Source organism: Nostoc sp. DedQUE05 (genome assembly GCF_034530955.1).
Taxonomy (GTDB): Bacteria; Cyanobacteriota; Cyanobacteriia; order Cyanobacteriales; family Nostocaceae; genus Nostoc.
The window spans coordinates 160,593-173,861 of record NZ_JAVRCB010000001.1; the positions used below are offsets into that span (position 1 = coordinate 160,593).

Consider the following 13,269-nt stretch of genomic DNA (forward strand, 5'->3'; position numbering starts at 1 on the left):
CGCAGAATTAGTTATGATTACCATAGCCTTTAGCTAGGGTTGATAGCGAAGGCTAAAGTAAAAGCCATCATCTTGAGCGTTATTACCACGATCGCTCAGATCGATAAATGGAAATCCATAATCTAGGCGCAAAAAGAGATTATCAATTCCCATTGCCTGATTCCATATTAATCCTAAGCCCGCGCCCACTAAAAAAGTTTGACTAGGTAGCAGATTCGGATTATTAGACTGATTCCAGACGGCTCCCATGTCCACAAATGGCGCAAGTTGAATTGTGGATAATCCAGATTCATTGCGCTGTACTGTAAACCGATCTTCGATCGCTACCCGAAATCCATTATCCCCAGAACGGCTATTTTGGCGATATCCCCTTACAGATTGTCCGCCACCAATCACAAATTGCTGGGAAGGTAAAAGGCTATCTGGTGTAAGCTGCAAGTCTGCTTGGATGAGCAATAAATGATCGTTACTGAGTTGCTGCACGCGCTGTATTTGACCTAGCCAACTGAAAAAGCGACCATCGGGTATGGGGTCATTGTTGATAGTTGCATCTAATACATCAACGCCAAAATTAAATTGCGATCGCAAAAACCAAGCTCCTTGAGGTTCGCGCTTGATATAATCTTGAGCAAATTTAATTACACTTGTACGACTAACGCCATTGGCATCAGGCCCAATGCCAAAGGGTTGTGCACGGTTATTAAAAATAAAAGTTTGACCATCTTGATAGGTAAATCCTAAAGATAAGGCAAATTCTTCTCTAGGCGATCGGATCAATGGTTGACGATAATTGATTTCATAAAGATCCTGGTTGGCCCGAATCCCAAAGGCGTCAAAGGGTGGCTCAGTAATTTCGTTGCGATTAAATGCCGCTCGAATCTGCACTTTCCCATTCATGGCGTTCACGGGAACCTGATAACTAAAATCAAAAACATCGGAACCACCAGAGAGTGTATGGTAATAGGAGCCAGCTAACTCATCTCCCATACCGGTTAAATTGCGCGATCGCAATTCAACACCCAATCTTTGGGCGCCAATACTGGGAGGCGAATAATTATCTACACCCAAACTACCAATTATAGTTTTTGCCTCTTCAACTCTGACAACGAGAATACTTTGACCAACCTTACCCGTTGGACGCAAACTCGCTTCCACATTTTTGAACAGAGGATCTAGCCGCAGTAGCCTTAGTTGTTCTTCGAGCTTACCAGTATTCAGAGGGATACCAGCACCTAGTTGGATGCGACTACGAATATAAGATGGGTTTAATCGCCGCGTCCCTTGGATGTCAATCTCTGTCAAACGCCCTTCCAATACCTGAATTACCACAACACCATCTGCGGTACTAGATTGTTGAGTATCTGGAATTGCTCTGGAATTTATATACCCTTTATTTAGGTAAAGCTGGGTAACGGCATCGGCGGCTTGTCTGATTTCTTCTAAAGTCAAGTCCCGTCCTTCAAACGGTTTCACTACTGGATTAAAATCATTTTCCTGAAAAACTGTGCTACCTACAACCTGAATTTTCCGAACCCGAATGCGTTGTGGTGTTTCTGGTTGTGGGTTAGTTACTGGAGTAGGTTCTGTTGACTGTACTATTTGTAACTCTGACTGACTGCTATTTTGAACCGAGTCCGGTGTAAAAATATTAGCTCTAGCTCTCAGTCCATTTGCAGTTACAATCCAGACCGCAGGCAGAATTAGCAAGCCGCACCGAAAGCTGAAACTGTGCTTACTGCATTTAGTAATTGCCAAACTTTGCCAGTTGTCTAACTGATGAGATAAATAGACAATTCTTTGCTGAGTCGTTGCTCTAGGCTGAACACCAGTTTCTGTTTCTTTTCTCATTTCTCTTCAGTGGAGTGCCTTATTTAACGACTGGGCTGATTTTGATTTTGGAGTATGGTATGGCTGTATGAGTATTTCAATATCATATTTTTGATATTCAAATTTCAAAAGATTTGTAACTAAAACTATAATTAACAGCGATTTCTTCTAAGTGATAGTCCCTAGCATTATATTGTGGTAATAGGTAGAAAACTTGGGAAAACTTCGATGTCACCACTGATTTCCATTGTCATCGTCAATTACAATCGGGAGTCTTACCTTCAAGAAGCGATCGCTAGCGTCTTAGCGCAGACATGGCAAAACTTTGAGTTACTAATTTGGGATAATGGCTCTACAGATGGATCGGTGGCGATCGCTCGCGCTTATGCTCAACAAGATGGGCGAGTGCGGGTGGTGGAGGCAGACAATCAAGGAGTTGCTGCGGCTTGTAAGGCAGCGATCGCCCAAACTAGCGGCACTTACATCGGTATATTAGACAATGATGATATCCTTGCCCCCACAGCTCTTGCTCAAACCGCTACAGTCCTCAATCGCTACCCAGAAACGGGATTTGTTTACACTGACTACTTAAATATCGATCCAAACGGCAAAGTTATCGGTTATGGCGATCGCTGTGACATTCCTTACTCTCGATCGGGTTTGTTGGTAGATTTCATGACTTTCCACTTCCGCTTGATGCGGCGATCGGTTTATGACCAAGTGGGAGGTGTTAACGAATTGTTCTCTTGCTGTGCCTATGATTATGATCTATGTCTGCGACTTTCAGAAGTAGCCCAAGTGCGCCGAGTCCAAGAGCCACTTTATTTCTACCGAAATCATTCTCAAAGCATCTCTGTTACCAGAAAAAAAGAACAAATACTCTGGTCGCAGAAGGCGATCGCTCAAGCACTTTGGCGGCGCGGATTAGCAGACAAGTTACAAATCGATGTAGAATTGCCCACAAGTCGCTTCATATTACGCTGCAAAAAATCTTTATTAGACCTCTTGCATAAATCAAAAATAAGAAAGAACCCCACCCCGCCAAAGCTACGCTTTGTCTCCCCTCCCTGCTTGCGGGGAGGGGTTGGGGGTGGGGTGTTAGGGACTTGTGCAAGAGGTCTATTGTCTAATATCGCCGCTTCAGGCTTAGTTATTGCCTCGCTGGTAAGTCCGAGATTAGCCCAAGCACAACAAATAGTTCCTGCTGCCGATGGCACAAACACAATTGTGACTCCCAACGGCAATCGACTTGATATCACTGGCGGCACAACTTCAAGAGATGGTGCAAACCTCTTTCACAGCTTTCAACAGTTTGGGATTTCACCAGAACAAATTGCCAACTTTCAAGCTAGTCCGGCGCTGCAAAATATCCTTGGTCGAATTACAGGCGGGAATGCCTCGGTTATCAATGGTTTAATTCAGGTGACAGGTGGCAATGCTAACCTTTTCTTGATGAATCCAGCCGGATTTATTTTTGGAGCAAACGCTAGTTTAAATGTGCCTGGTGCTTTTACGGTGACAACAGCCAATGGTATTGGTTTTGGCAGCAGTTGGTTTAACGCTATCGGTGTTAATGACTACATAAATTTAGTTGGAAACCCCAACGGATTTGCCTTTAGTATGAACCAGCCAGGAGCGATCGCCAATGCTGGAAATTTGGTAGTAGGTGCTGGGCAAAATTTGAATTTATTCGGCGGTACTATAGTCAACACCGGGCAACTTTCAGCACCGGGAGGGCAAATTAACGTTACATCAGTACCAGGACAAAATTGGGTGCGTCTCAGTCAGCCAGGAAATCTGCTAAGTCTAGAAATTCAGCCCCTCGCCTCTAGTAGCACTCAACCCAACAACTGGACAATTCCCATTGCCTCAATACCCGAACTGCTGACAGTTGGTAACACAGGCTTAACTGCCAATCCTGATGGAACTGTAAAATTGACAAATTCCAATGTGACAATTCCCACAACTCCAGGTACAACGATTGTTTCTGGGAAAGTGAATACAGCGAGTCAAACAGGCGGTACTGTAACTGCTTTGGGTCAAAAAGTCGCGGTGATTGATGCCAATATTAACGCCTCTGGAAATAATGGCGGCGGTACTGTGCTAATTGGTGGCGATTATCAAGGTAAGGGGACTTTACCCAACGCAGATCGGACTTATGTAGACTCAAAATCCGTCATTAATGCAGATAGTAACTTGAATGGAAATGGCGGACGGGTAATTATTTGGGGTAACGACACAACCCAGTTTTTTGGAAAAATTTCGGCTCGTGGAGGAGCAAATGCGGGGAATGGTGGTTTTGTAGAAGTATCAGGCAAAAATTTCTTGACCTTCAACGGTTTGGTAGATACTTCAGCCGTCAATGGCAACTTTGGCACTTTATTACTAGACCCCAGCACATTGACAATTATCGATGGTGCAGCAGGCACAGGTGATTTTGATGCTACAGCAGGCAATATTGCCTTTGGCGATGCAGATATTGGGGCTAACACTGTTTCTTGGGGTGCGATCGCAGCTTCAGGTGCAAATATCAACTTACAAGCTACAGGCAACATTACCATCGATGACATCACCGGAGCTACGCCCTTGGTGACTACTCCTGGTGTCGCAACATTAAACTTGGGTGCTGGCGGTAGCTTCAGCCTCTCCTCACAAACTGGTTCTGTAAACTTTGTCAATCCCACCAACACAATCCAGACAACTGGGGGAGCGATTAACATTTCTGGAGCTAGTTTATCACTGGGCAATCTCGATACAACTACTGATTTTTCTGACAATAGTGGCAATGTTAACTTGTCTGCGACTGGCGACATCGTTGCGGGCAACATTATCGCCAGCGGCCAAGGCTACTTGGCAGGTAATATTACAGTCACAAGCAGCAGTGGTGGGATTACTCTAAATAATCTCGATACTAGCAACACTGAAGGGTTTAATACTATTAATACTGCTGGAACAGTCAGTTTGAGTGCCACAAGCAATATTCTCACAGGTAGGATTGATGCTTTTTCAAATAATGCTGATGGCTCAGGTCAGGCTGGCGATGTAGTAGCAACAACCACAGGCGGCAGTATTACCACAGAGGCAATTAACTCGTCTGTAGTTAAGGAAGGAGGTGGCGATTTTATCGGCACAGCTGGCGCGATTAGTTTAACTAGCAGAGATAATATCACTGTAAATGATGCCATTAACGCCTCAGCAAGTGCGATCGGAGTCGATGGAACAGGAAATCTTACAAGTGGCAACGTTACTTTACAGACTACCAATACATCTGGTAGCAATATTCGTTTTACCAACATCAACACCCAGGCGATCGCAGACGATTTTGTTGATGGAAACACAGTTCAAGGTGGCAATGTGCAAGTGCTAACCAATGGACTTATTCAAGGAATCGGAACCGGTGAAGCGATCGCAACTGGTGGATTTTTTACTGGCGAAGGAGGTACTAACGTTCAACCTTTAGCAGGAGGTACTGTTAACATTCGCCATGATGGTGGCCCAAACAATGTAGATTTTATTGTCGGTGATGCAAGTGTCAATGGTACAGCAGGGTCAATTAATACAGGTGACAATTCAATCATCGCTAATAGCTTTCCAGTTTTGCCAAATGGTGGAGATGCTAGCGGTACACCAATCGGCATCACCATTACATCTGTCAACACACCGCCGACATTAACAGCAAACTCATCGCTACCCGATACCCAGACCAATCAACCTGTTACCTTAACGTTCTCTAGTTTGGCTCCACTGGTCAGCGATGTTAATAATGACATCACCTCCATCAAGATCGATGTCGTGAATACGGGAAACATCACTGTCAATGGCGTTCCCGTCATCCCTGGTGTTACAACCTTATCTAGCGGCGATACTTTGGTATACACACCTCCAGCAGATACAAATGGGTCGCTAAATGCTTTTGTAATTAGTGCAAATGACGGCGTTTCCTCTTCTGCACCTGTACAGATAGGAATCAACGTCAGTCAAACTCCTACTCCCAATCCTGAAACACCAAATCCTGAGACACCTAATCCTGAAACTCCCAATCCTGAAACACCAAATCCTGAAACACCCAATCCTGAAACACCCAATCCTGAAACTCCGAATCCTGAAACTCCAAATCCTGAAACTCCAAATACTAACCCCTGCACATTCCAATGCAATCTACCAAGTAAACCGAATAACCCTGTCCTCAATAATCCTCAGATTGATAACCCCGTTCTTAATCCCGACCCTACTCCCGAAGACAATTTCACAGATGATTTTGCCGACCATTTAGGCATACCTAGCCCTAAAATCAAAACCCTAGATGATGCCAAAAAAATTGCTCGTAAAATTGAAGAAGCTACTGGTATTAAACCTGCATTTATCTACATCAGTTTTGTCCCTGTGGAAATTTTACCAGAGGGGAATTTAGGCAAAGCTCAAAAATTTACGAAACAGTTAAATACCGTAGCAGAAAAAGATAGCGACCAACTAGAAGTTGTAGTAGTAACCGGAAAAGGCGATCCGATCCGCAAGCGCATCCCAGAAACAACTAAAGCCAAAGTTCTCCAAGTAGCTCAAGAATTTCGTGACCAAATCGTTAGTCCACAAAACCGTCGTCGCACCGGTTATTTGCGTTCATCTCAACAACTTTATCGCTGGATGGTTGCACCACTAGAGGCAGATTTACAGGCGAGAGAAATCAACAATCTGGTCTTTTTACCAGATATTGGGTTACGTTCAACCCCAATGGCAGCACTTCACGATGGTAAGGGATTTCTAGCAGAAAAATATAGTATTGGCTTAATGCCTAGTCTTAGTTTGACTAATACCCTCTATAAAGACATCAAAAAATCTCAAATTTTAGCGCTGGGGGTTTCTCAGAGTACTCAGGGACAAGAGCCTTTACCAGCAGTCCCCCTGGAGTTATCAACACTAGTATCTAAACTCTGGCAGGGCAAATTATTGTTAGATAAGCAAGCCACTTTAGAAAATCTTAAAACGATCCGCCGCCAACAACCTTTTGGAATTATTCACATGGCAACCCATGCCAATTTTGCTACGGGTGCTTTGAATAATTCCTATATTCAACTGTGGGAAGACAAGTTACGCTTGAATCAATTACGACAGTTGCGCTTGAATGAACCTGAAGTTGAAATGCTCGTGCTGAGTGCTTGTAGAACAGCTTTAGGGGATAAAGAATCCGAACTGGGATTTGCGGGTTTAGCAGTGCTGGCAGGTGTGAAAACTAGTGTTGCTAGTCTTTGGTCGGTTAATGATGCTGGCACAGCGGCGTTGATGACAAAATTTTATGAGAATTTAAAGACAACTCCAATTAAGGCAGAAGCTCTCAGACAGGCTCAGGTAGCTATGCTCAAAGGGCAAATTTATGTCAAGGATGGACAAGTGCAAGGTTTAGGAGGAGTTGGGAATTTGCCTTTACCTGCTGACAGTGCTGATGAATCACTTATGCATCCTTATTATTGGGCTGGATTCACAATGGTTGGTAATCCTTGGTGAAGGTAGGGAATAATGAAAAGGGTATAGGGGATAGGGTGTGGGGTGTGGGGAACCCCATACTTAAAAGCAGGAGTTTCAAAACGGACGCTGTATATCTTGCACATACGTGTCACTACATACATCTTTTGATTTTTTCCATATTTAAAAACAGGGGCTTGTACCCGTTGGGTGCGAGAGAACGTTCTTTATCTAATACCTACACCCCACACCCCACACCCTTCTCGGTCATAAATCGAGCGACGTTCTTCTAGCGAATACTACGGTTGAAAGATATGTCTTCTTGAAGATGAACGCTACAATCTATCAGAAAATCAAGAAGTAGTTAAATCCAGAGTGGCTTCATGACGCCTAATTTAACACCTAAAGCGACATTTGACTTTATTAACGTGCTATCCCAGGCTGCGGCTAAGTATAGAGAACCAAAAAGTATACGCCCTAGTGCTGAAATATTAGTAAAGGCGTTGCTACAAGCAGAAAAAACTGCCAAGCAACAAAAGTTGACTTATCCGTTTGAGTTTCTGCTCGGTAAATGGCAACTTTGCTTTGTCACTGGCACTAAAAAAAACAGAGGTAGCGGGGGAATTGTATTAGGCAACGGTTTCTATGTACCCAAGTTCATGGCAATCCATGTTTCCTTTAATGCCACTTTGGAACAAAATTCAGACAGAGGCGAAATTACTAATCAGGTTGAGCTTAACCCAGTTTCACTGAAACTCACGGGGCCAGTGCAATATTTCGGGAAGAAAAATTTATTGGCCTTTGACTTTAACCAGATGATTCTCAGTTTGTTTGGTCGTGTTATTTACAACAGAGCAATCCGTGGTGGTAAAGTTCAAACAGAAGATTTCTACAACCAACCGATAGGTAAACTACCGTTCTTTGGCTTCTTTTTGGTAACAGAAGATTTCATTGCAGCTCGCGGTCGTGGGGGAGGATTGGCGTTTTGGATTCGATAAACTTAAAGACCTTTGCAGGAAATCAGGCTGTCTTGCTGGAAGCAAAAGGAAAGAGAATTTGACTTATATCATGTCCGCTTGATTACTTACTAAACCCCAAGAACCCCACCCCGCCAAAGCGTAGCTTTGTCTCCCCTCCCGAAGAGCCTACGGTGTATACACAAGTCGGAAAAAGCTCGATTTTCCCATTGTTCTCTCACTTCTCGTTCCCAGTCTCCGACTGGGAATGGCTTATTAGAGGCTCTGCCTCCAGCCAGACATTGAGTCAGAGACTCAATGAATGCATTCCCAGTCGGAGACTGGGAACGAGGAAAGTCTTATTAAGGCTAGGTTTTTAAGACTTGTGTATACACCGTAGCCCGAAGAGCGGGGAGGGGGTGGGGGTGGGGTGCAATGACTGTGGGTATCATAACTAATTACCCCGACTTGATATTAGACTTATTTGTTTGATTAGTAGCAAGTGGTGCAACCTTTTTTACAAATCAAATAAGTACTTCACATCATCTGCACTTGATTACTTAGGGAGTGATAGAGTTCGCCTGATTTGGTCTTTTATCTTGCATTATCAAAGAAGTATATGCTACTATTGATAATTGTGTGGTTAAGGACGTATAGCTCAGTTGGTTAGAGCGCTACGTTGACATCGTGTGACTATAGTCACCATTAACCCACTCCGTACCCCTTTACCTTACTAATCTGCCCAGAACTTGTCTTGACTGTCCCAGTTTTGTCCCAAGAATATCTGATGAGACAGGGCAAATACTACAGTATTCAACTGTATTTAGTAATACCAAGTTTTATACTCTACTTCAATATTTGGTTTTGGCACTTACAAGACAAAAGACCCAAGATTTTATCTAAGGTCTTTGAGTAGTTGATATTGCCAGGGTGCTTAGGTTGGCTGGATGATATCTAACAACCGCTCATAGGTGATAGCGTCTAGTCTGGATCAATAGCTTGGAATAATATTGTCTCAGTACCACCATTTACGGCTGACATATCAACTTCATAAGTCTCACCCGATTTAGTGGTGACTTCAAATATCTCGGCTATCCAATGATCCTCATCATCAACTGGGCGTACTTCTAATAAATCATTTAAGGGGACTTTGACCTCATCTCCATTGGTCAGTACCAAGTTCAGTATATAGTCGTTAGTCGTAGTCATAATATTAACCTTGGCCCCCTTGCTGCTTACTATATTGTATCCTGAACTGATTAGCCTTGTCCACCTTGTCTAATCCGTCCCTGAATAGCTTTTGGGCTTCCTGATGGGTCACTTCTCCCTTGGCTACTCTGCGGTTTAGTTCACCTAAAAGTACATAGGATTCTCTTCGGTATATTTCCACCCATGAACCAGGTCTGAATGTATCAGAATGCCAGTCTCTACCGGAGTCCCCATACTTCGGTAGTCTGTACGGTCTTAACTTGTAGTCTGAGGCATCAAGATCAATACCCATAGGGTGATTAGCCAAATACATGGGTTTATTAGTGACATCGTGTAATCCACCTGGCAATACCACAAACGCCCTATGATCCTTATCAGCCGGGGTTAACACCCAATCCACCTTTTCTTTACCTGATTTCTTCTTAATGGTTTCCCGGCTGAGAATAGCCTGTGTCCGCGCCTTAGCCTCATCCAGGGTTATCTTACCTGACTCGTAGTCTTTAACAATGGTATCCAAAGGCACTTTAGCCCACTGATGAATATGGTGCTGCTGCATTTTACCATAACCCTTAGTCACCAGGGCCTTGTCCACCTTACCGTGATACGTGGGTAGCCAGTCCGGTACAGTACTATCATTAGTCTCTACTTTGGTCATGTATTTAGCTAATCCGTCAGCTAGCTGTACAGGAGTCATGGCAGCGAGTCTAGGGGTTAATGACGGCATTCCGTAGATGCGATCGCCCATGTACTCATGCATATTGGTGTTTCGGTTGAGAACTACCTGTTTACCATCTACCTCTACTGAGTACTCATAGCCCTTAACTTTCTTAGTCTTAAACCCGCCTTGGGCTTTGGCTAGCTCTGGCTTACCATCCCAAATGGTTAATCTATTACCTTTGACGCTTAAGTGATCGGGACTAGCTGCTAAATACTTCCCAGCAGTATTAGTGTGCGATCGCTGGAGTCCCTTAGCTTCCTTCCGTGCCTGTAAGACCTCTTGTAGTCGCCTACGTTGGTCTAAGTTAAGTCCTTGATAAAGTTCTAGTCTGGCTCTATAAACCTCTGAGGCTTTTCTGGACGACTGAAGTACCCTAGACTGCTTAATGATCTCAGTCTGCGTCAGGGATTTCTTAGGCTTTCTTGGAGGTGCTTCGGGGGTTACAGTGGACTCTGACTGTGCTTTCCTAGCCCTTAAAACTTCTAGAAGCCTTTCCCGTTGCTCAGGATTAAGACCTCGGTAAAGCGCTAATCGCTTCCTTTGTTCATCTGATAAGCCCTGATGAACCTTAAGGCGTTCTTGATGAACTTCAACAGCCTTTTTAGATGACTTGAGTACCCTTGATTGCCTCCGAGCATCCCCACGGGTAGCCTTGGGTGCGTCTGGGGTTTCTACAAATCGCCCCTTAGACCCCCTTGGATGCTTATAGGGACTGAAGCTTTTAACTCGACCTGATTTGATAATCTTAGCCATCTAGGGAAACATTGAGTTTCCTAGATTCAGTCAAACATTAGTTGACTTTTAGGATGTATTACCCATGTGCCCCTAGCTTCATCTGTTGGCTGTCTGGTTAACTTCAATACCCCTAAGTGGGATTTGTCTAACCCCTGTGGCTGTCTGGGTCTTCATAGAGGGGTAGGCAACCCCCGAAGCTTCAAACTGTGCCTTCAGGTCAGACAGTAACCTTACCTCAGCCTTGAGTAACTCAACACCTTCTCTAAGTAACGCCGAGGGTGTCTTACCAGTTATTAGGGATTCTTGCTCTAACCATTCCCAGGTAGACTGGTCAAATCTAACTGCTGTTTGCTTGGTTTTCTTAATCCTTTCCATTGGTAATGCCTCTGTCTTTTGACTTATTAAGTCAACCAAAGTCAAACAGCAATATTGGGGGTATCTTGGTTAGGCTAAACTTCCCTCCTTAAACTTCCCGTAAGCCTCGTTGATCGCTCCCATGACAGCATTAGCGATTTCTTGGGGACTTTGCATCTGTGTGCCATTTATGATTACGTTGGGTGCTACAAATGCTTGTTTATTAGCATCAGAAGTCTTGGGAATATTCAGAGGAACCCCAAGGGTATTACTAGGTATTCCGGGGGTCACAGGGGTACTAAAAGGGGTTGCTGTAGTCTCCGATGGCTTATTTAATATGCCGCCGATTACACCACCACCATTTTTTAATGCTCCTAAAACCCCATTGTCTCCCAAGGGATTTAAACGACCTGCAAGACCCCCTAAAGCGTTAGTAGTAGCGCTTAGAGGATCTTTTTGTACTTGTTGGACAAAGCTGTTAACAGAATCCCCTGGTTTCTTAACTGCGTTTAAGATGCCATCACCCCAAGCCATAATGGACTCTTTAACCCTGTTGAAAGCATTACCTAGTTCTCGGAAGTTACCTTCGACGGCTCCCATAATAAAGTTTAGGGTAAAATCCCCTAGTCCTTGTAAACTTCGGATAAGTATCTGGGATATAGCGCCCCAATCAGTTCTGGTGAAAATCTTAGTGAACCCATCGCCTATATAAACCCCTACTAGTTTACCCAAGCTACCCCAGTTGATATTAGAAATGCCTTTAAGTCCGAGGTTTATTAAGTTGTTGAAACCCTCAAAAAAACCTGTAGTCGTATTAGTTAAAAATGAAGTTAAGGTACTACTATTTTCACCGTTTAGGACACCGTTAACAGTCCCCGATAGGTCGCTGAACCAATCCACTACGCGGATGATACCTTCCATAGGATCGAAGGTTAGCCCTTGGGACTTGGCGATCGCTCCCAAGGACTCCAGTAAACCTTTAAAGGACATCATGGAACCTTGAACACTATCCATCGCTGACCGACCGCCCATAGACTCCAGACCTCTTAGGAACCCAAAAAGCCCTCTACGCTCATCAAAAAGACTTGACTTGGCCTCGGCAATCATTGAGTCCACAGTGCCACTAAATGATGCTACTGTATCATCAGAAACCGCACCCCTAGCGCCCTTTAGTAATATCTTGGATCTCATATCATTAGACAAACTTTTCCAGTCTTCAGTACTTTTACCAATGGCTTTAAGCTGATCTCTGACGCTACTTTGAAGCATTGGGTATTTCTGGAAAATATCGATCTGAAATACCTCGGATAACCCCATAGTTCCGGCTAACGCCCTATTGACTGCTGACCCCGATTGGTTAGCATCAAGCCCACGGATGGATGATAGAACCCCAAAGCGTTTGGTTAGCTCCATAGCATCTTCTTTGAACTTACCTAAATCACCCCTAGCGTTTCCTGCGACCGTAGCAGATATCTGAGAAAAGATAGCATTGTAATCAGCATTTTCCCCTGGTAATGCCTCAGCCATTTTGGATATCTCAATAGAGGTATCAGCAACTAACCCCTTGGCTTTCCCAAAGTTAACGCCAAGTTGAGTAGCCAAGTTACCTGCTAGCGCTAAGTCGTTTATCTGGGTTCTAGCAGCAGTCTGGATACTTCCGATCGCTGCCCGGATACCACTACCAACCATCTGGACACCTTGGGCGATCGCAGATGCCCCTAGTTGACCAAACAGTGCAGCCCCAAGGAACCCCTGAGATCCTCCTAGCTGACCTAGATTAGCCCCTATGTCTCTGAAGGAGTCCATTTGTGACCTAAGTCGCGCCAGGTCAGACTGACCGAGGTTACGGATGTCACTAATACCTACACGTATGTTAGCCCTGGCCCCCAGGGCTTCTATGTTGCTTCTGATCTGGCCTAGCTGAGGTGATAGTAAATCACGGGCTGTTAGAGTGACTTGAATACGATTTTCTGCCATAAAAATATTAAAGTTTTAGGTAAATAGTTGTGGTTT

At 44.2% G+C, this 13,269-nt stretch carries 7 protein-coding genes; 2 read left to right on the forward strand and 5 right to left on the reverse strand.

Going from position 1 to position 13,269, the window contains the following annotated elements; all coding sequences use genetic code 11:
• Positions 1-33: 33 nt before the first annotated feature.
• Positions 34-1,848, reverse strand: coding sequence for a ShlB/FhaC/HecB family hemolysin secretion/activation protein (locus RMZ42_RS00660; RefSeq protein WP_322669581.1), 1,815 nt, complete (start codon positions 1,846-1,848; stop codon positions 34-36).
• Between the two features lie 207 nt (positions 1,849-2,055).
• Here RMZ42_RS00660 and RMZ42_RS00665 point away from each other — a divergent pair, with 207 nt between their 5' ends.
• Both RMZ42_RS00665 and RMZ42_RS00670 read left to right on the forward strand, forming a co-directional pair.
• Entirely contained in the window at positions 2,056-7,326 is a 5,271-nt protein-coding gene (locus tag RMZ42_RS00665) for a CHAT domain-containing protein (RefSeq protein WP_322669582.1), read from the forward strand.
• 341 nt (positions 7,327-7,667) lie between these two features.
• Entirely contained in the window at positions 7,668-8,282 is a 615-nt protein-coding gene (locus RMZ42_RS00670; RefSeq protein ID WP_322669583.1) for a hypothetical protein, read from the forward strand.
• 939 nt (positions 8,283-9,221) lie between these two features.
• On the opposite strand, the gene RMZ42_RS00675 is transcribed toward RMZ42_RS00670, so the two are convergent.
• From RMZ42_RS00675 to RMZ42_RS00690, 4 genes are all read right to left on the reverse strand, one after another.
• The gene (locus RMZ42_RS00675) at positions 9,222-9,449 is read right to left on the reverse strand and encodes a hypothetical protein (protein ID WP_322669584.1); all 228 of its coding nucleotides are present in this window, start codon (positions 9,447-9,449) and stop codon (positions 9,222-9,224) included.
• Positions 9,450-9,453: 4 nt separating this feature from the next.
• On the reverse strand, positions 9,454-10,920 hold the full coding sequence (locus RMZ42_RS00680) for a hypothetical protein (protein WP_322669585.1): 1,467 nt from the start codon (positions 10,918-10,920) through the stop codon (positions 9,454-9,456).
• Between the two features lie 78 nt (positions 10,921-10,998).
• A complete protein-coding gene (locus RMZ42_RS00685) occupies positions 10,999-11,277 on the reverse strand; it encodes a hypothetical protein (protein ID WP_322669586.1) in 279 nt (92 codons plus the stop codon).
• A gap of 69 nt (positions 11,278-11,346) precedes the next feature.
• On the reverse strand, positions 11,347-13,233 hold the full coding sequence (locus tag RMZ42_RS00690) for a hypothetical protein (protein ID WP_322669587.1): 1,887 nt from the start codon (positions 13,231-13,233) through the stop codon (positions 11,347-11,349).
• Positions 13,234-13,269: the final 36 nt, after the last annotated feature.